The 19,152-nt window shown below is 39.1% G+C and carries 18 protein-coding genes; 11 read left to right on the top strand and 7 right to left on the bottom strand.

Features of this window, described 5'->3' with window-relative positions; all coding sequences use genetic code 11:
* Window positions 1-80: 80 nt before the first annotated feature.
* The 9 genes from fabZ (at window position 81) to tilS (ending at window position 10,977) form a co-directional block, all read left to right on the top strand.
* Window positions 81-533, top strand: a complete 453-nt coding sequence (fabZ, locus tag NBG71_RS12980) for a 3-hydroxyacyl-ACP dehydratase FabZ (protein WP_006535887.1) — start codon at window positions 81-83, stop codon at window positions 531-533.
* Window positions 534-536: 3 nt separating this feature from the next.
* A complete protein-coding gene (gene lpxA / locus NBG71_RS12975) occupies window positions 537-1,340 on the top strand; it encodes an acyl-ACP--UDP-N-acetylglucosamine O-acyltransferase (RefSeq protein WP_075671690.1) in 804 nt (267 codons plus the stop codon).
* A 7-nt stretch (window positions 1,341-1,347) separates the two neighbouring features.
* Window positions 1,348-2,520: a lipid-A-disaccharide synthase gene (gene lpxB / locus NBG71_RS12970; protein WP_075671688.1), complete on the top strand. Its 1,173-nt coding sequence runs from the start codon at window positions 1,348-1,350 to the stop codon at window positions 2,518-2,520.
* Window positions 2,520-3,110: a ribonuclease HII gene (gene rnhB / locus NBG71_RS12965; RefSeq protein WP_075671686.1), complete on the top strand. Its 591-nt coding sequence runs from the start codon at window positions 2,520-2,522 to the stop codon at window positions 3,108-3,110. Before lpxB ends, rnhB begins: the two co-directional genes overlap by 1 nt.
* Before the next feature lie 21 nt (window positions 3,111-3,131).
* The gene (gene dnaE / locus NBG71_RS12960) at window positions 3,132-6,614 is read left to right on the top strand and encodes a DNA polymerase III subunit alpha (protein WP_075671684.1); all 3,483 of its coding nucleotides are present in this window, start codon (window positions 3,132-3,134) and stop codon (window positions 6,612-6,614) included.
* 12 nt (window positions 6,615-6,626) lie between these two features.
* A complete protein-coding gene (gene accA / locus NBG71_RS12955; protein ID WP_250916909.1) occupies window positions 6,627-7,586 on the top strand; it encodes an acetyl-CoA carboxylase carboxyl transferase subunit alpha in 960 nt (319 codons plus the stop codon).
* Window positions 7,587-7,825: 239 nt separating this feature from the next.
* Entirely contained in the window at window positions 7,826-8,569 is a 744-nt protein-coding gene (locus NBG71_RS12950; RefSeq protein WP_075671680.1) for an SDR family NAD(P)-dependent oxidoreductase, read from the top strand.
* Window positions 8,570-8,715: 146 nt separating this feature from the next.
* Window positions 8,716-9,609 (top strand): DMT family transporter, encoded by an 894-nt coding sequence (locus NBG71_RS12945; RefSeq protein ID WP_099660185.1) that lies wholly within the window; start codon window positions 8,716-8,718, stop codon window positions 9,607-9,609.
* Between the two features lie 36 nt (window positions 9,610-9,645).
* Entirely contained in the window at window positions 9,646-10,977 is a 1,332-nt protein-coding gene (tilS, locus tag NBG71_RS12940; protein WP_250916908.1) for a tRNA lysidine(34) synthetase TilS, read from the top strand.
* A 33-nt stretch (window positions 10,978-11,010) separates the two neighbouring features.
* Here tilS and rof read toward each other — a convergent pair whose 3' ends face one another.
* A complete protein-coding gene (gene rof / locus NBG71_RS12935) occupies window positions 11,011-11,271 on the bottom strand; it encodes a Rho-binding antiterminator (RefSeq protein WP_075671674.1) in 261 nt (86 codons plus the stop codon).
* Between the two features lie 262 nt (window positions 11,272-11,533).
* On the opposite strand from rof, the gene nlpE reads away from it, so the two are divergent.
* A complete protein-coding gene (nlpE, locus tag NBG71_RS12930) occupies window positions 11,534-12,214 on the top strand; it encodes an envelope stress response activation lipoprotein NlpE (RefSeq protein ID WP_083629074.1) in 681 nt (226 codons plus the stop codon).
* Between the two features lie 92 nt (window positions 12,215-12,306).
* Here nlpE and proS read toward each other — a convergent pair whose 3' ends face one another.
* The 6 genes from proS to metN form a co-directional block, all read right to left on the bottom strand.
* A complete protein-coding gene (gene proS / locus NBG71_RS12925) occupies window positions 12,307-14,022 on the bottom strand; it encodes a proline--tRNA ligase (protein ID WP_075671670.1) in 1,716 nt (571 codons plus the stop codon).
* Window positions 14,023-14,229: 207 nt separating this feature from the next.
* A complete protein-coding gene (gene tsaA / locus NBG71_RS12920) occupies window positions 14,230-14,937 on the bottom strand; it encodes a tRNA (N6-threonylcarbamoyladenosine(37)-N6)-methyltransferase TrmO (protein WP_075671668.1) in 708 nt (235 codons plus the stop codon).
* On the bottom strand, window positions 14,934-15,344 hold the full coding sequence (gene rcsF, locus NBG71_RS12915) for an envelope stress sensor lipoprotein RcsF (protein ID WP_083629073.1): 411 nt from the start codon (window positions 15,342-15,344) through the stop codon (window positions 14,934-14,936). The genes tsaA and rcsF overlap by 4 nt, the downstream gene beginning before the upstream one ends.
* A gap of 130 nt (window positions 15,345-15,474) precedes the next feature.
* Window positions 15,475-16,290: a MetQ/NlpA family lipoprotein gene (locus tag NBG71_RS12910; protein WP_075671666.1), complete on the bottom strand. Its 816-nt coding sequence runs from the start codon at window positions 16,288-16,290 to the stop codon at window positions 15,475-15,477.
* Between the two features lie 66 nt (window positions 16,291-16,356).
* A complete protein-coding gene (locus tag NBG71_RS12905) occupies window positions 16,357-17,010 on the bottom strand; it encodes a methionine ABC transporter permease MetI (RefSeq protein ID WP_023582692.1) in 654 nt (217 codons plus the stop codon).
* Window positions 17,003-18,034: a methionine ABC transporter ATP-binding protein MetN gene (gene metN, locus NBG71_RS12900; protein ID WP_075671664.1), complete on the bottom strand. Its 1,032-nt coding sequence runs from the start codon at window positions 18,032-18,034 to the stop codon at window positions 17,003-17,005. The genes NBG71_RS12905 and metN overlap by 8 nt, the downstream gene beginning before the upstream one ends.
* 192 nt (window positions 18,035-18,226) lie before the next feature.
* Between metN and gmhB the strand changes: the two genes are divergently transcribed.
* Complete coding sequence (gene gmhB / locus NBG71_RS12895; RefSeq protein WP_250916907.1) at window positions 18,227-18,793, top strand: D-glycero-beta-D-manno-heptose 1,7-bisphosphate 7-phosphatase; 567 nt, start codon at window positions 18,227-18,229, stop codon at window positions 18,791-18,793.
* The last annotated feature ends 359 nt before the right edge of the window (window positions 18,794-19,152 follow it).

Below are 19,152 nucleotides of genomic sequence, written 5' to 3'. Positions count from 1 at the left end.
GGTTAACTCACTTTTTGAGTCACAGCAGGTCGTGTCATTATTAATTAGACTCAGTTTTATTAGACAGGAAGAGTATTGCAATGAGTGAGAATCATACTCTGCAAATCGAAGAAATTTTAGATTTACTTCCACACCGTTACCCATTCTTATTGGTTGATCGTGTCCTTGATTTTGAAGAAAAGAAATTTCTAAGAGCAGTAAAAAATGTATCTTTTAATGAGCCTTTCTTTCAAGGTCACTTTCCAGGAAAACCAATTTTCCCTGGCGTACTGATCCTCGAAGCCATGGCGCAGGCAACGGGTATTTTAGCATTCAAAAGCGTAGGAAAGCTGGAACCTGGTGAACTCTACTATTTTGCTGCTATTGACGGTGCTCGCTTTAAACGTCCTGTCTTACCTGGGGATCAAATGATCCTAGAAGTAGAATTCATTAAAGAACGTCGTGGTGTTGCTCGCTTTAAAGGCGTCGCTAAAGTTGATGGGGAAATTGCTTGCGAAGCTGAAATGATGTGTGCTCGCCGCCGTGAGGTCTAGCCTATGATAGATAAATCCGCAGTAATTCACCCTTCCTCAATTATTGAAGAGGGTGCGGTAATTGGTGCTAATGTTCACATTGGCCCTTTTTGTGTTATTGGTGCAAATGTTGAGATTGGTGAAGGTACTGACATCAAATCTCATGTTGTTATCAATGGGCACACACGCATTGGCCGAGATAATCAGATTTATCAATTCGCTTCTATCGGAGAAGTGAATCAAGATCTGAAATATCGTGGTGAACCAACGCAAGTCATTATTGGTGATCGAAACCTTATTCGTGAAAGTGTGACTATCCACCGTGGAACAACCCAAGGTGGCAACATCACGAAAATTGGTAATGATAACTTACTGATGATTAATACCCACGTCGCACATGATTGTATCATTGGTGATCGTTGTATTATTGCAAATAACGGCACACTGGGCGGTCATGTCACTTTAGGTGATTTTGTGATTATCGGTGGTATGAGTGCAGTTCATCAGTTTTGTCAAATTGGCTCGCATGTGATGGTCGGTGGATGTTCAGGTGTGGCGCAAGATGTTCCTCCTTTTGTTATTGCACAAGGAAACCACGCAACCCCTTATGGGCTGAATATTGAAGGGTTAAAGCGCAGAGGCTTTGCTAAAGAAGATCTTCATGCAATCCGTAATGCTTATAAAGTGCTCTATCGTAATGGTAAAACACTGGAAGAAGCGCGTGAAGAAATTGGACAATTGGTTGCTGATAATAATAATCCGCATGTCAAATTGTTCAGTGATTTTCTGGAAAACTCAGCAAAATCTAACCGCGGTATCATTCGCTAATTAGGATATGACCTTGTCAGGCCAATTATCTACTACTCAGCGTCCGTTAGTTATCGGCTTAGTTGCTGGTGAAACGTCCGGTGATATCTTGGGCGCGGGATTAATCCGCGCTCTAAAACAAATGCATCCCAATGTTCGCTTTGTCGGTGTTGCTGGGCCTCTTATGCAAGCTGAAGGTTGTGAAGCTTGGTATGAGATGGAAGAGCTTGCCGTCATGGGGATCGTTGAAGTTCTTGAACGATTACCTCGCTTATTAAAGATCAGAAAAGACCTCACTCAACGATTCTCAGAATTAAAGCCTGATGTTTTCGTGGGGATCGACGCACCTGATTTTAATATCACCCTTGAAGGTCGTTTAAAGCAAAAAGGGATCAAGACTATTCATTATGTCAGTCCATCTGTATGGGCTTGGCGTCAAAAACGTGTTTTCAAAATTGGTAAAGCGACAAATCTCGTCTTAGCTTTTTTGCCTTTTGAAAAAGCGTTTTATGATAAGTATCAGGTTCCTTGTCGTTTTATTGGTCACACAATGGCTGATGCCATTGCCTTAAATCCAGACAAAAAGGCTGCTCGTGAACACCTAGGGATATCTGAAGAAATCCCTTGTTTAGCACTTCTTCCCGGTAGCCGTCATGCTGAAGTTGAGATGCTAAGTGCTGATTTTATAAAAACAGCACAGTTACTAAAACAGCAAATTCCCTCTCTTCATATTGTTGTGCCATTAGTTAATGCTAAGCGACGAGCCCAATTTGAACAGATACATCAAAATGTGGCGCCAGAACTTGAGATACAACTTCTTGATGGACAAGCAAGGGAAGCAATGACTGCGAGTGATGCAACTTTGTTAGCATCAGGTACAGCCGCATTAGAATGTATGCTAACAAAATGCCCAATGGTTGTTGGTTATCGTATGAAACCATTTACTTTCTGGTTAGCAAAACGATTAGTTAAAACGCCTTATGTTTCGTTACCTAACTTGTTAGCTGGTCGAGAAGTTATCAAAGAATTATTGCAAGAAGAGTGCGAACCTTCGGCATTAGCACAACAGCTTTTACCCCTTTTAACCGATGAAGAAAAAGTACGTCAATTAAAAGAGATATTTTTACAGCTACATAGCGCCATTCGTTGCAATGCGGATGAGCAAGCAGCAAATGCAGTATTAGAATTGGTAGAGAAATAATGGAATTTGTATATCCAAAAGCAAATCTTATTGCTGGAGTTGATGAAGTTGGTCGAGGCCCATTAGTGGGTGCAGTGGTTACCGCTGCCGTTATTCTTGATCCAGCAAATCCAATTAAAGGGTTAACAGACTCCAAAAAGCTAACAGAAAAAAAGCGTAATGCTCTTTATGACGAAATAAAAGAAAAAGCATTATGCTGGGCGATAGGCCGTGCAGAGCCTGAAGAAATTGATGAATTAAATATTCTTTGGGCAACCATGAAAGCAATGGAACGAGCTGTTGCAGGATTATCAATAACACCTGATATGGTCTTAATTGATGGTAACCGTTGCCCTAAATTACCGATGGCCTCTCAAGCGGTTATAAAAGGTGATAGTTTAGTTCAAGAAATTAGTGCAGCTTCTATACTTGCTAAAGTGACTCGTGATAGAGAAATGGAAGAGTTAGATAAGCTTTATCCTGATTATGGTTTTGCTAAACATAAAGGGTATCCAACTGTTTTCCATATGGAAAAACTAGCCTTATTAGGGGCAACACCCTATCATCGAAAAAGTTTTGCGCCTGTAAAACGTGCTTTAAATTTAAAGTAATCCACAGAGTAATTAAACACTATGGCAGATCCTCGTTTTATCCATCTTAGGGTACACAGCGATTATTCAATGATCGATGGATTGGCAAAAACAGGGCCTCTTGTGAAGAAAGTGGCTTCGCTAGGAATGCCTGCTTTTGCGATTACTGATTTCACTAACTTGTGTGGGCTAGTGAAATTCTATGGTGCTGCACATGGTGCAGGCATTAAGCCTATCATTGGTGCTGATGTTTACCTTGAAACAGAATTATTAGGTGATGAATATGCTCATCTCACTATTCTTGCACGCAATAATATAGGGTATCAAAACCTAACTTTATTGATTTCTGAAGCTTACAAACACGGTTACGGCGCTGTTGGACCGACGATTAAACAAGAGTGGTTAACAACCTATAAAGAAGGGCTCTTGTTACTTTCAGGCGGTAGAATGGGGGATGTGGGTAAGTTCCTACTTCGTGGTAATCGAGCTTTAGTCGATCAATGCCTTGAGTATTATCAAACTCATTTTCCTGATAGTTATTATCTAGAACTGATCCGTACAGGTCGTACTGATGAGGAAACTTATCTTCATGAAGCCGTTGCACTGGCTTCTGAAAAAGGTTTGCCTGTTGTTGCAACCAATGATGTCTGTTTTCTTGATAGTGATGACTTTGATGCACACGAAATTCGTGTCGCTATTCATGATGGATTTACGTTATCTGATCCTAAGCGCCCTAAGAATTATAGTCCTCAGCAATATATGCGCACAGAAGAAGAAATGTGTGAATTATTTGCTGATATACCTGAAGCATTAGAAAACAGTGTTGAAATCGCTAAACGCTGTAATGTCACGATCCGCTTAGGGGAATACTTCCTTCCACAATTCCCAACAGGGGATATGAGTACAGAAGATTTCCTCGTCAAAAAATCACAAGAAGGTTTGGAAGAGCGTTTAGCTTTTTTATTTCCAGATCCCGAAGAGCGACAAAAAAGACGTCCTGAATATGATGAACGCCTTGATATCGAGCTGAAAGTGATTAACCAGATGGGATTCCCAGGTTACTTCCTTATCGTGATGGAGTTTATTCAGTGGTCTAAAGATAATGGTGTTCCTGTTGGTCCTGGACGAGGTTCAGGTGCCGGTTCACTAGTGGCGTACTCACTGAAAATCACGGATCTCGATCCTCTTGAGTTTGACTTGCTTTTCGAACGATTCCTTAACCCTGAACGTGTTTCAATGCCTGACTTTGACGTCGATTTCTGTATGGAAAAACGCGATAGAGTTATCGATCACGTTGCTGAAATGTACGGTCGAGATGCAGTATCTCAGATCATTACATTTGGTACGATGGCGGCGAAAGCTGTTATTCGTGATGTTGGTCGCGTTTTAGGGCACCCTTACGGTTTTGTTGATAGAATTTCAAAACTTGTTCCTCCTGATCCGGGTATGACGCTGGAGAAAGCATTTGCTGCCGAGCCTCAATTACCTGAAATTTATGAAGCCGATGAAGAGGTTAAATCTCTTATTGATATGGCTCGTAAATTAGAAGGGGTAACACGTAATGCAGGTAAACATGCGGGTGGTGTTGTTATTTCACCAACAAAAATTACTGATTTTGCACCACTTTATTGTGATGCAGAGGGAAATAACCCCGTTACACAATTTGATAAGAACGACGTTGAATATGCCGGTCTTGTTAAATTTGACTTCTTAGGTTTAAGAACACTAACCATTATTAACTGGGCATTAGAGATGATTAATGCCCGACGTGCTAAAAAGTCACTCGAACCTGTTGATATTTCAGCGATCCCATTAACGGATCAGCGTAGCTTTGATATGTTGCAGCGTTCAGAAACAACTGCGGTATTCCAGCTGGAATCTCGTGGTATGAAAGATCTTATCAAACGTCTACGTCCTGACTGCTTTGAAGATATGATTGCACTTGTTGCTCTATTTCGTCCAGGGCCATTGCAGTCAGGCATGGTAGATAACTTTATCGACCGTAAACATGGTGTTGAAGAGATTTCATACCCTGATGTTAAGTGGCAACATGAAAGCTTACAGCCCGTTCTAGAACCAACCTATGGTGTTATCCTATACCAAGAACAAGTTATGCAAATTGCACAGGTTCTTGCGGGATATACGCTAGGTGGCGCGGATATGTTACGACGCGCAATGGGTAAGAAAAAACCTGAAGAGATGGCAAAGCAACGCTCTGTTTTTGAAGAAGGTGCTATCAAAAACGGCGTCGATGGTGAGCTTGCTATGAAGATCTTTGACTTGGTGGAGAAATTCGCCGGTTATGGATTTAATAAATCACACTCAGCAGCATATGCATTAGTTTCTTATCAAACATTATGGCTAAAAGCCCACTATCCAGCTGAATTTATGGCTGCTGTAATGACGGCAGATATGGATAATACTGAAAAAGTGGTGGGATTGGTTGATGAATGTTGGAGAATGGGCTTAAAGGTTCTTCCTCCTGATATTAATAGTGGCCTTTATCATTTCCACGTAAATGATGAAGGCGAAATCGTTTATGGTATTGGTGCCATTAAAGGTGTGGGTGAAGGCCCAATTGAAGCAATTGTAGAAGCGCGCCAGCAAGGTGGTCACTTTAAAGATATTTTTGATCTCTGTGCTAGAACAGAAACGAAAAAATTGAATCGCCGAGTGATGGAAAAACTGATAATGTCAGGCGCATTCGATAAGCTGGGGCCCCATCGTGCTGCTTTGATGTCTTCATTAGAAGATGCATTAAAAGCCGCAGACCAACACGCCAAAGCTGAAGCAATAGGGCAATCGGACATGTTCGGTGTGTTAGCTGAAGCTCCTGAACAAGTTGAACGTTCTTATGCCAATATACCTAAATGGCCAGACCAAGTCGTTTTAGAAGGTGAGCGTGAGACTTTAGGTTTATATTTAACGGGTCATCCGATCACACGTTATTTAAAAGAAATTGAACGATATGCAGCAGGAACGCGTCTAAAGGATTTAGTACCAACACCACGCGGTCAAATGGTGAAGGTAGCAGGCTTAGTGCTCGCTTCTAAAGTGTTTACAACGAAACGTGGAAATCGGATCGGTGTCTGTACCTTAGATGATCGTTCAGGTCGCTTAGAAATTATGTTATTTTCTGATGCTTTGGATAAATACCAACATTTATTAGAACAAGACAAGATTTTAATTGCCACTGGGCAGGTCAGCTTTGATGATTTCAATGGTGGGCTTAAAATGACGGTCCGCGAACTTATGGATATCAACGAAGCCCGTGAAAAATACGCACGAGGACTTGCTATCTCATTATCGGACAGGCAAATTAATGAGCAATTATTAAATCGTCTTCGCGGCGTTTTAGAACCTCATCGTTCAGGCACGATACCGGTTCACCTTTATTTTGAAAAGCATGATGCCTGCGCACGTTTACGATTTGGTGCGACTTGGCGTGTAACGCCAACAGATATGCTTTTAACGGATCTGCGAACTCTGCTGGGTAATGAGCAGGTAGAATTAGAATTTGACTAAAATAGGAATGTTATGAGTCTTAATTTTCTGGATTTTGAACAGCCAATTGCCGAGTTAGAAGCGAAAATTGATTCGCTAACCGCAGTTAGCCAACATGATGAAAAAATTGATATTAATATCGATGAAGAAGTTTCACGCTTAAGAGAAAAAAGCCTAGAGCTAACGCGTAAGATTTTTTCTGATCTTGGTGCATGGCAAGTTGCACAACTTGCACGTCATCCATTAAGACCTTACACACTGGATTATATTCATCGTATCTTTACTGACTTCCAAGAATTAGCAGGCGATCGTGCTTATGCTGATGATAAAGCTATTGTTGGTGGTATCGCGCGTTTAGACGGTCGCCCTGTTATGGTTATTGGGCACCAGAAAGGACGTGAAACAAAAGAGAAAATCCGCCGTAACTTTGGTATGCCAGCGCCGGAAGGTTATCGTAAAGCACTTCGTTTAATGGAAATGGCGCAACGTTTTAATCTTCCTATTATCACCTTTATTGATACTCCGGGTGCTTATCCGGGAGTGGGTGCAGAAGAGCGTGGCCAATCAGAAGCAATCGCACGTAACTTACGTGAAATGTCACGCTTTGGTGTGCCAATCATCTGTACTGTTATTGGTGAAGGTGGTTCTGGTGGTGCGTTAGCTATTGGTGTTGGCGACAAAGTGAATATGCTGCAATACAGCACTTATTCTGTTATTTCACCAGAAGGTTGTGCATCTATCCTTTGGAAAAGTGCAGATAAAGCTCCTCTAGCTGCAGAAGCAATGGGTATTACTGCAAGCCGTTTAAAAGAGCTTAAGCTAATTGATACGGTTATTCCTGAGCCTTTAGGTGGCGCACATCGTCATCATGATGAAATTGCAGCGTCTTTAAAAGCACAAATTAAATCTGATTTAGAAGAGTTAGATACATTTGACTCAGAAGAGCTAACAAACCGTCGTTACCAACGTTTAATGGAATACGGTTACTGCTGATAGCATGGTGCTATTCAAAAATAAAAGAGAGCCTCATGTTGACGACATGAGGTTTTTTTTATCCATATAACTATCTCTTTCCAAGACAATAAATCCAAGTGATATTAACCATAATATATTATATATCAATATGTTAATTTGATCTCAAAAACAATATTAATTCACTTTTTTACTAAAAGAATAATTAGTCATATCTATTATTTTATAGAGTCATTTACTTCTTTTATGAGGAAAAAGCGATGATATCGTTTAATGGTCAAGTTGGAATTATTACAGGCGGTAATAGTGGTATTGGTTTGGCTTCTGCGGAAAAGTTTTTATCCTTAGGGGCATCAGTTGTTATCACTGGCAGTAATTTAGAACGAGGCAAAAAAGCAGAAAAATATCTAAAAAAGAAAGGATTTTTAGGTGAATTTATACAAATGGATGTGAAAAGTGAAAAAGAAAACGAACAACTTATTGATTATGTCGTAAACAAATATGGGCGATTGGATTTTATCTTTGCTAATGCCGGAGTTTTAACCGATAACATCGCAGATAAATTAGAGTATGAAAAATGGAAAGGGGTATTAGATGTTAATCTTAATGGACTCTTTCTGATTAATCGTGCAGCAATTCAATATTGGCTGAAAAACCAACTATCAGGTGCGATTGTTAATTGCAGTTCGATTTGTTCCTTTGTTGGTCAACATGAATTTCCTGCCTATTGCGCATCAAAAGGCGGTGTTAAATTACTGACACAAACACTTGCTATTGATTATGCAAGCAAAGGTATTCGTGTTAATGCAGTTTGTCCGGGATATATTGATACACCTTTATTAGATGGTCGTGAACTTGATAAGCAAAAGTTAGCGAGACTGCATCCTATTGGTCGCCTCGGTACACCAGAAGAGGTAGCTAATGTTGTGGTATTTTTAGCTAGTGATGCAGCCTCCTTTGTTACTGGCGCCTCTTATTTAGTAGATGGCGGTTTTACTGCTTAATGGTGTTTTTTAATATAAAGCAGAATAATCATTATTCTGCTGATTTTTATTTATCTCTTACTTCTATTCTTTACTGTCTTTTTTGTTTAAACGCTTTATTATCAAAAATACGATTTTAACAATAAATTAACTATTTTGGTTTTTATATGGCATTCTCAATTACCACAAGATCCTTTATCTATGCATTATTATGTGTATTGATTTGGAGTTTTATTCCCGTTATTTCTCGTATAGGGCAAGCTTCTTTAGATAGTTTTCAATTTTTATTTTGGTCCAATATTTTCTCAATGATTGCAGTTATTCTCACTGCACTTTTTATGAAGAAAACGCCAACACAATTATTTAATTTATCTAAATCGATCTATTGGAAAGTGTTTATTCTTGGTGGGTTAGATTGTCTATTCTATTTATTGCTCTATTACGGTTACATATTAGAGAATGGCATTGCGGTATTAGTAATACAGTATAGTTGGCCATTATTAATTATTGGATTATCGGTTGTTTTACTGAAAGATAGGCTGACTTTAGGACAAATCATTGGGGTTATTTTAGGTTTTATTGCCGTTATTATCACCTTCACTAAAGGAAACATCACAGCAATTGCTGTCGATAATCCTCAAGCTTTATTACTCGTCTTTGCTGGAGCCTTTTGTTTTGCATTAATGTCTGTGCTTTCCAAACAATTCTCACTTGATGCTTATATGAGCACGGTATGGTTATTTATTTTTTCAACATTGGTTTCATTGATTCTAATGTTGATGCTTAGTGAGTTTAAATTACCAGATAGTTCATCTTGGCTTCCTGTTGTTTTAAATGGTGTATTAATCAACGGTGTCTCTTATATTTTATGGTTTAAAGCCATGAACAGTGGTGAGTCGACCAAAATAGCTTCCGTTGTTTTTCTTTCGCCTGTGCTTTCAATGATTTGGTTAGTCGTTATATTTCACGATCCTTTTGTTATTGCTTATGCAGTAGGACTAGGTTTGGTATTAATTGCAGGGATACTTTGTATTCGTGCAAAATCAGGTAGAAAAGCTTAACATAATCATCTGAATTAACTGATAAATGACGATACGATGAAACAGGAATACGGCTTACTCCTTAGAGAAATCAAACAACAAATTGATCCTTACACTAAAATATTGGTGGGTTTTAGTGGTGGAGTAGATTCCACAGTTTTATTACAAGGGCTTGTACGTTTACGTGATGAATTCCAATTACCTTTAGAATTAACGGCTATCTATATTCATCATGGATTAAACATCAAAGCGGATAACTGGCTTGCTCATTGTGAACAATGTTGTCAGCAATGGCATGTCGATTTTATCAGTGAAAAAGTAAATGTAGATCCTAAAGAAGGTGGTCTTGAAAATGGTGCAAGAGAGGCGCGTTACCAAGCTTTTCGTCGATATTTGCTGCCACAACAAGTGTTAGTGACAGCTCAACATCAAGATGATCAAGCAGAGACCTTTTTACTGGCTTTAAAGCGAGGTAGCGGTCCTGCTGGGCTTTCTTCAATGCCAGTAAAAATGGTATTTGAAAATAGCTATTTACTTCGACCATTACTCAATATTACACGTGAGCAAATTGAATCTTATGCTACTGAACAAGGGTTAGATTGGATAGAAGACGATAGTAATCAAGATGACCGTTATGATCGCAATTTTTTACGGTTGCGTGTTATGCCTTTATTGACTCAACGATGGCCTCACTTTTCACAAGCGGTTACTCGAAGTGCGGCATTGTGTGGAGAACAAGAAGCACTACTAGATGAACTATTAGATTCTGAGCTTAATGCTTTAATGGACAGTGAGCACAGTTTAGATATCAATCAACTGACTCATTGTAGTGTTATCAAGCGAAATGCTTTATTGAGGCGCTGGTTTGCTAAACACAATAAGACCATGCCATCAAGACAACAAATCTTACGATTATGGCAAGAGGTTGCTTTAGCAAAAGAAGATGCCGAGCCTAGATTACAATTTTATCAAGATGAAATTAGACGCTATAAACAGCGCCTTTATCTCGTTCCAATTATCCAAGACCCGATTCATCATGTTATTGAGTGGTCGCTCACTGAGCCTTTGTGTTTACCTAATGGATTAGGAGCATTATCACTCATAGCTGAAACAGGAAAAAACACCGTTAGAGCGCCTTTTAGTGATGAAAAAGTCACAGTGCGTTTTGGTTTAACACAAACATCTTTGCGTATTGTAGGGCGAGAGCACGCTCGACATAGTAAAAAGATTTGGCAAGAGCTTGAAGTTGCGCCTTGGCGTAGAACTAGAATTCCTTTGATTTATTATAATGATACGTTAATTGCAGCTATTAATACTTTTGTTACTTCTGAGGGAAAAGCAACATCAGAACACGCTATTACTATTGAGTGGCAAGAGGCTCATGAATGAACAACCGCCAGTTGGCGGTTGTTCTTTATTTGGTTATTCCGATTTTATAACAATAGTCCCAAGTTCGGGATTTGAAAAGCTGGCAATGATATCCAGCCTTAAGTCTTTAGAACCTTCAGATGTTTTGACTTTTAAGTATTCAACCTTCTTGCTTAAGAAAAGGTCATCCGCAATGCCTTCAATAAGCTCACCATCATGCAGTTCAATATGGAGCGCTAAACCACGCTGGCATGCTAACTCCAGATACTCATAATCATCACAGTTAATTGGTTGATATTCTGTATTTGTTGACATATTCCCTCACCACTCGTTCGTGGCGGTGTTGCCGCCAGTGAATAATTCAGAATAAAATCATTATGCTGTTATTCGATGTGAGCACAATAGTTATTATAATAATTTTCTGAAATAGTTCTTTATTCGAAGTGATTTGAGAAATAATTAACAATTATGGGTGCATTTATCTTAAAGCTTGTTTTATTACCCCCTTTTATTTTAAAAAATGTTAGAATCATATTGAGAATGATTTATTAAAAAGTACCCAGAATGTAGGGAGTCGATGATGGGGAAAAAACTTTTATTTGCAGCTGTTGCTGCTGGGTTATTTGTACTGTCAGGTTGCCAAAATAATATTGGCTTATCACTTGATGGAAAAATTGTAGACCAAACTTATAACAGTATTCTGCCGTGTGCCGATTGCTCTGGTATCGACACAACAATTCTTGTTAATCAAGATGGCTCTTATGTTATGGAGCAAAGCTATCAAGGTTCACCTGATGATAAACGTAGTTTCTTTGAATCAGGAACATGGGTATTAGGTAAAGATAAGCTGACGTTGACTAATAGCTATGGTGAGAAAAGCTATTACTTACCTCGTGAAGATAAATTAGTCATGCTTGATATTGATGGCAACGTGATTAATTCAGAGCTGAATTATACCTTGGCTAAGGTTCAGCCTAAACAGCTTGCCGGTGAGTTTACTTATTTCGCCGATGCGGGAACATTTAAAGACTGCCAATCAGGGCGTGTTTACGCAGCCAGTGGCATTGAATTGGAAAAAGGCTATTTCTCAACGGGGGTTGATGGTGGAACACCGGTTTACCTCGAAGTTAATGGTTATTACAGTATTCGTCCCTCAATGGAAGATGGTAAATATGACAGAGCGTTAGTGGTTACTGATGAAAAACCTCGTTTTAATCGCCATGGCTCTTGCGGAAACCATCGTGGTGGCAGAAGCTAAGTTTTAGTCTCTATTTCTTCCTAATAAAAAACCCGCTGATGCGGGTTTTTTGTTTTATCAATCAAGCCCCTTAAAGATTAGGGGACTAATAATTAAGCGAGTTGCTCTTTAATAAAGGCAACAACATCGTCAACATTGACTAGTGATTTATCATCACTACGACGCGCTTTATATTCGATTTGATTGTTGTCTAGATTACGATCACCAATCACGATAGTGTGTGGAATACCGATAAGTTCCATATCAGCAAACATTACACCCGGACGCTCTTTACGGTCATCAAACAGAACATCAATACCTTGAGCACGCAATTCGTCATAAAGTCTGTCAGCAACTTCTTTAACACGATAAGAACGATGCATATTCATTGGCAAAATAGCTACTTGGAATGGTGCAATCGCATCTGGCCAAATAATACCGCGAGCATCATGATTTTGTTCAATAGCAGCAGCAACAATACGAGTTACACCGATACCATAACAACCCATAGTAACAATTTGGTTATGACCTTCTTCGTTTTGTACCGTTGCTTTTAATGCTTCTGAGTATTTTGTGCCAAGTTGGAAAATATGACCAACTTCAATACCACGTTTGATCAGTAATGTTCCTTTACCGTCTGGGCTTGGATCGCCTTCAACAACATTACGGATATCAGCAATTTCAGCAACAGGCAGGTCACGCTCCCAGTTGATACCAAAATAGTGTTTACCATCAACGTTTGCACCAGCACCAAAATCACTCATTACAGAGACAGAACGATCCATAATAACAGGTAGTGGCAGATTAACTGGGCCTAATGAACCTGGACCTGCATTTACAGCTTGGCGAATTTCAGCTTCAGTAGCGAAAGTTAAAGGAGCCGCAACGATAGTGCATTTTTCTGCTTTAACTTCATTAAGCTCGTGGTCGCCACGAACTAATAATGCAACTAATGGGTGACCACTTTCTTTCGTACCATGAACAATCAGTGTCTTAACTGTTTTTTCAATTGGTAGATTGAACTGTTCAACTAATTCAGCAATTGTTTTAGCGTTTGGTGTATCTACTAAACGTAATTCTTCAGTTGCAGCTGCACGTGGCGTTGCAGGCATTACTGCTTCGGCTAATTCGATATTGGCAGCATAGTCAGAGCCGGTAGAGAAGACGATATCATCTTCACCGCTGTCAGCTAAAACTTGGAATTCATGAGAGGCGTTACCACCAATAGAGCCTGTATCTGCAAGTACTGGACGGAAATCTAAACCAATACGTGAGAAAATTTTGCTGTAGGCTTCATACATTCTGTCATAAGTCTCTTGTAAAGACTCTTGAGAGATATGGAAAGAGTAAGCATCTTTCATGATAAATTCGCGAGAGCGCATAACACCAAAACGAGGGCGTACTTCGTCGCGGAATTTAGTTTGAATTTGATATAAATTCAGTGGAAGTTGTTTGTAAGAGGTAATTTCATTACGAACAATATCAGTAACAACTTCTTCGTGGGTTGGGCCTAAAACAAATGGGCGCTCGCCTCTGTCTGAAAAACGCAGTAATTCAGGGCCATACTGTTCCCAACGACCACTTTCTAGCCATAAGTCAGCGGGTTGAACAACGGGCATTGAAATCTCAAGAGATCCTGCGTTGTCCATCTCTTCACGAACAATTTTTTCAATTTTTCTTAGAACACGAACCCCTGTCGGCATCCAATCATAAAGACCAGAAGCGAGTTTGCGGATCATGCCTGCGCGAAGCATAAGTTGATGGCTGACAATTTCTGCATCAGCAGGTGTCTCTTTTAAAGTAGAGAGCAAATAGTGGCTAGTACGCATTATTAGGTTCCATTAGAACAAAAATACTTAGGCTGACTGTCACGCCAGTCTACATCAATATAATTAGAGAAAGACTTTAGTCTACCAGTGACTTAGGTCTGCCAAAAGGGGCAAAGCATTTTTTTCAATCTGATTTGTCTAAAGACATGAGAATGACTCTCAGATTAGACTATTCATAATAGCAATATCAATGAAGATAGTAGCAAGTTACCGCGGTTCTATACTAAGAACAAGTGTCTGTTGTCCATCGACTTGCCAGCGAACATTAAATTCGAGTAAGTGTACCGCATAAATTCTATCACTTTGTTCGCCCTTTTTATAAGCAGGACGAGGATCTTGCTGTAATACTTGGGTAATAAAACGTGAAAGGTGAGGGTACTCATTGGCATAGTGTTGCAGTTGTTCTGATGCAACTTGTGAAAAGAAAACGGGCATTTCGTTACTAGGTGCTTCTTGTGCAAACCCTGCAATCGCATTTGGGCGCGATTCTGCAAACGGTAAATAAGGTTTGATATCAAGAATAGGAGTGCCATCCACTAAATCAAGGCTACCCAATTCTAAAATAACAGACTGGTTGTCCGTGTTTACTTTTTTCAATTCAACTAATGACATGCCAATTGGGTTGGGGCGAAAGGTTGAGCGAGTTGCAAATACACCAATTTTGGCGTTTCCACCTAATCTAGGGGGACGAACGAGAGGATGCCAACCTTGTTGTGCTGTTTGATGAAAAACAAAGATCAACCAAAGATGACTAAATTGCTCTAAGCCTCGAACTACATCAGGGTGATTATAAGGTGTATGTAGAATAAGTTGACCGCCGCCATCCTGGATCAATCCAGGTTGGCGTGGAACGGCAAATTTTTCTTTATAAGGGCTTGAGATATGCCCTATAGGATTCATTTGGTAGGTGTTCATTTGGTAATGAGTAATGCTGTGCCTTCACAAATAGCGGATTGATAGCAACCTAAGCCTGTGACAATTTGGCATTCATGCAATAAAACGGCATTCGCATTTTTGTAAGCCGCTTTTGCTGCCATACTTTTTTTAGCAATAGGTAAACTTGCTGGTGGATCTTGCAATGTTTGACGACAAGATTCACCAGCGACGATACCGAGATCTTTAAAAGGAGCACCTAAAAGGTCTTCTGTTTTTTCAACAATACGCACCGAAGGTAAAGTCTGTGATCTTGGTTTTGGTGGCTGTCCGGGTTTATTTAAACGCATATCCGTAAATTTAGACTGATCAACATCAGATGATTTTTGCATTGAACAGCCTGTCATAAACAGCGCCATGATGCCAATAAGTAGCAAGCGCATGTGCATGGGTAATATCCTCTTTATTATTGTCTATACAAAAATTAAACGGCACTAATTTAATGCAAATTAGCCAAGTAAAAAAGAGAAAGGCGAACAAATGTCCGCCTTTTTTATAATTAAGCTAAATTTTAACGTATTACCAGCCTTTTACAGCACCGCCGTTAAAGATTTTATTTGCAGCACTATCTACTTCATCAGTTTGGTAGGCTTGGATAAACTTCTTCACATTTTCACTGTCTTTATTATCTTCGCGAGCAACAATGATATTTACATATGGAGAGTCTTTATCTTCAACAAAAATACCGTCTTTTGCTGGTGTTAAGTTTACTTGGCTAGCATAAGTTGTATTGATTACAGCTAAATAGATTTTTTGATCATCTAATGAACGTGGTAATTGAGGCGCTTCTAATTCTACTAATTTTAGATTTTTAGGATTTTCAATAATATCTAAAGAAGTTGGTAATAAACCCACACCATCTTTTAATTTAATTAATCCTACTTTTTCTAATAACAGCAGTGAACGGCCTAAATTAGTTGGATCGTTAGGGATAGCGACTTGAGCACCATCAGGTAAATCGGCTAAATCAGTAATTTTTTTAGAATAACCTGCAATAGGATAAATAAATGTATTTCCTACAGCTGTAATTTTGAAATTACGATCTTTAATTTGCTGATCTAAATAAGGTTTGTGCTGGAATGCATTAAGATCGATATCACCGCGACTCAATGATTCATTCGGCATTACGAAGTCATTGAAAGTAACGAGTTCTACATCAAGACCGTATTTATCTTTAGCAACTTGTTTTGCTACTTCGGCAACTTGTTGCTCAGAACCAGAAATAACACCAACACGAATATGGTTTGGATCTTTTTCTTTTTCACCACAACCAGCTAATGCTAATGCGCCAACTAAAGCACTTACGACTGCGAGCGATTTAAATTTTAATGACATACATTTACCCTTATTTGATCCGTTAACTAAAAGGTTTCGATTTAATAATTGAAACCTTTAATTTAATTATTTATGTGTTGTCAGCTTCACTAAGCGATCGCCGAAAAACTGAATGATAAAAACAAGAATAACGAGTAGAACAATCACAATATTCATTACAGTTGCATTATAGCCAACGTAACCATATTGATAGCCTATTTGACCTAAACCACCTGCACCAACGGCACCACCCATTGCTGAGTAACCTACTAATGTAATCAGTGTAATAGTTGCAGCGTTAATCAAGCCTGGTAAAGATTCTGGTAATAAAATTTTCTTAATAATTTGCATTGGTGTTGCACCCATAGAACGAGATGCTTCAATTAATCCTTGTGGGATTTCCAATAGCGTATTTTCGACCATACGAGCAATAAAAGGTGCTGCTGCAACAGTTAATGGCACGATAGCTGCTTGTAAGCCAATAGATGTTCCTACAACCAAACGAGTAAAAGGGATCATCCATACAAGTAAGATAATAAAAGGGATAGCCCTAAAAATATTCACAAGTGCTGAGATAACACGATAGGCAGGTGGGTTTGCCATAATTTGTTCAGGACGTGTGACATAAAGTAAAACACCAAGTGGTAGCCCGATAACAAAACCAAAGAAGCCTGAAACGAAGGTCATGACTAAGGTTTCCCAGATCCCACTAATTAATAAATAAACCATTCCTTCAGACATAACCGAGAACCTCTACTTTCACATGATGCTCTTCTAAAAATGCAATCGACTTTTCAGTATTACCATTCTTACCGTGTAATTCAGCTAACATCACGCCAAACTTCACTCCACCGGCATAGTCCATTTGTGAACTTAAGATATTAATATCTGCGTCAAAACGACGTGCAACGATGGACATTAATGGTGCATCAACTGATTGACCATTAAATTCAAGTTTCAATAATGGGAATAAACCTTCTTCCCACTCTGGTTTCATTCGTTCTTTGTAATCTTCAGGAATATCTAATTGTAGTGTTGATTGGATAAACGCCTGAGAAACTGGTGTTTTTGGATGAGAGAAAACTTCACTCACGGCATCACTTTCAACTAATTCACCACCACTTATTACTGCAACTTGATCACAAATGCGTTTTACAACATCCATTTCATGAGTAATTAATAAAATGGTGAGGCCTAAACGACGGTTAATGTCTTTTAATAATGCTAAAATAGAGCGTGTTGTAGCTGGATCAAGCGCGCTAGTTGCTTCATCACACAATAAAACATTTGGTGAATTTGCTAGTGCGCGTGCAATTGCAACACGTTGCTTTTGTCCGCCAGATAAATTTGCTGGGTAATACTCTTTTTTATCTGACAAACCGACTAATTCAAGTAATTCATTAACACGCTTATTAATTTCAGCACGAGGCGTATTATCAAGTTCTAAGGGTAGCGCTACATTATCAAACACTGTACGAGAAGACAGTAAGTTGAAATGTTGGAAAATCATGCCAATACCACGACGTGCTTTTGTTAACTCTTTATCAGATAACTTTGTTAGATCACGACCATCAACAAGCACTTCACCTGAAGTTGGTTTTTCTAACATATTCACACAACGTATAAGTGTACTTTTACCCGCTCCTGACGATCCGATAACACCAAAAATCTGCCCTTGAGGCACATGCAGGTTAATGTTTGATAGCGCTTGTATAGAACGCTCTCCCTGCTTAAACACTTTGTTTATATTCGTCAGTTTAATCATGTTTTTCTTTATATAAGTAGATATGGGACATAAAGACTATTCTGCCCGAGTTAAAATAGATGTTAAGGCGTCTAGACGGCTAAGTCAATAAAAAAGAGTTGAAGAGTAATAAAGAAAGAAAGCCGTGGATATCATTCTCTATATAAGAAAAAACATGCGATACTAATAAAAATTTCTAAATGGAGTAATGTTGTGAGCAAGGGGATTTCTGCGATTTTCTTAGATCGCGATGGAACTATTAATATAGACCATGGTTATGTGTCTGAAAGTGATAACTTTGAGTTTATCGATGGCGTCATTGAGGCAATGGCTGAATTAAAAGCTATGGGATATGCCTTGGTACTAGTGACTAATCAATCGGGTATTGGTCGTGGCTACTATAGTGAAGATCAATTTTTACACCTAACAGAGTGGATGGATTGGTCTTTGGCTGATAGAGGTGTTGATTTAGATGGTATCTATTATTGTCCTCATCATCCTGATGCCATTATAGAAGAATATAAGAAAGCGTGTGATTGTCGCAAACCAGCCTCAGGTATGTTTATGGATGCAAAAGCACAATTAAACATCGATATGGCTTCTTCTTATATGGTAGGTGATAAAAAAGAAGATATGTTGGCAGCAAAAGCTGCGGGAGTGGGTCATAAAATTCTTGTTCGCACAGGAAAAGAGATAACTGAAGAGGCACAACAGTGCGCAGATTTTGTTCTCGATAGCCTTGCAGACTTGCCAAAATGGCTAAAAAGCTACAAAAAATAGGCACTTCGTTTAATTTACCAACAAACGAATATTTTTTTTAAAAAAACTATTGCCAGCCTCAGAAAACTCCCTATAATGCGTCCTCGTTGTCACGGCACAGGGCGCTAAGCGAACTGACTGAGAGAACGAAGAAAAAAGTGGAAAGCCTTGAAGATAAACGCTTGACACTGAATGAGGAAGATGTAGAATGCACCTCCTCGCAACAACGCAGAAGACCGGAAACGGCAGCGAATGTTGCACTGCTCTTTAACAAATTATCAGACAATCTGTGTGGGCACTCGCAGAGACGATATCTTCTAAAATATTAGATGTATCAAGTCTTGAAGAGTGAACAACAAAAGTAAATTCATTTATGAATA

This window comes from Proteus sp. FZP2095 (assembly GCF_023701425.1).
Taxonomy (GTDB): domain Bacteria; phylum Pseudomonadota; class Gammaproteobacteria; order Enterobacterales; family Enterobacteriaceae; genus Proteus; species Proteus cibarius.
Note: the sequence above shows the minus strand (reverse complement) of the source record. Positions and strands in the feature narration are given on the sequence as shown.

Excerpts from the sequence above, each read along its gene's own strand:
- tsaA (WP_075671668.1), bottom strand. The coding sequence starts at position 14,937 with ATGAACACCTACCAAATGAATCCTATAGGGCATATCTCAAGCCCTTAT.
- rof (WP_075671674.1), bottom strand. The coding sequence starts at position 11,271 with ATGTCAACAAATACAGAATATCAACCAATTAACTGTGATGATTATGAG.
- rnhB (WP_075671686.1), top strand. The coding sequence starts at position 2,520 with ATGGAATTTGTATATCCAAAAGCAAATCTTATTGCTGGAGTTGATGAA.
- nlpE (WP_083629074.1), top strand. The coding sequence starts at position 11,534 with ATGATGGGGAAAAAACTTTTATTTGCAGCTGTTGCTGCTGGGTTATTT.
- fabZ (WP_006535887.1), top strand. The coding sequence starts at position 81 with ATGAGTGAGAATCATACTCTGCAAATCGAAGAAATTTTAGATTTACTT.
- NBG71_RS12905 (WP_023582692.1), bottom strand. The coding sequence starts at position 17,010 with ATGTCTGAAGGAATGGTTTATTTATTAATTAGTGGGATCTGGGAAACC.
- proS (WP_075671670.1), bottom strand. The coding sequence starts at position 14,022 with ATGCGTACTAGCCACTATTTGCTCTCTACTTTAAAAGAGACACCTGCT.
- metN (WP_075671664.1), bottom strand. The coding sequence starts at position 18,034 with ATGATTAAACTGACGAATATAAACAAAGTGTTTAAGCAGGGAGAGCGT.
- lpxA (WP_075671690.1), top strand. The coding sequence starts at position 537 with ATGATAGATAAATCCGCAGTAATTCACCCTTCCTCAATTATTGAAGAG.
- dnaE (WP_075671684.1), top strand. The coding sequence starts at position 3,132 with ATGGCAGATCCTCGTTTTATCCATCTTAGGGTACACAGCGATTATTCA.
- NBG71_RS12950 (WP_075671680.1), top strand. The coding sequence starts at position 7,826 with ATGATATCGTTTAATGGTCAAGTTGGAATTATTACAGGCGGTAATAGT.
- NBG71_RS12910 (WP_075671666.1), bottom strand. The coding sequence starts at position 16,290 with ATGTCATTAAAATTTAAATCGCTCGCAGTCGTAAGTGCTTTAGTTGGC.
- tilS (WP_250916908.1), top strand. The coding sequence starts at position 9,646 with ATGAAACAGGAATACGGCTTACTCCTTAGAGAAATCAAACAACAAATT.
- accA (WP_250916909.1), top strand. The coding sequence starts at position 6,627 with ATGAGTCTTAATTTTCTGGATTTTGAACAGCCAATTGCCGAGTTAGAA.
- rcsF (WP_083629073.1), bottom strand. The coding sequence starts at position 15,344 with ATGCACATGCGCTTGCTACTTATTGGCATCATGGCGCTGTTTATGACA.
- lpxB (WP_075671688.1), top strand. The coding sequence starts at position 1,348 with ATGACCTTGTCAGGCCAATTATCTACTACTCAGCGTCCGTTAGTTATC.
- NBG71_RS12945 (WP_099660185.1), top strand. The coding sequence starts at position 8,716 with ATGGCATTCTCAATTACCACAAGATCCTTTATCTATGCATTATTATGT.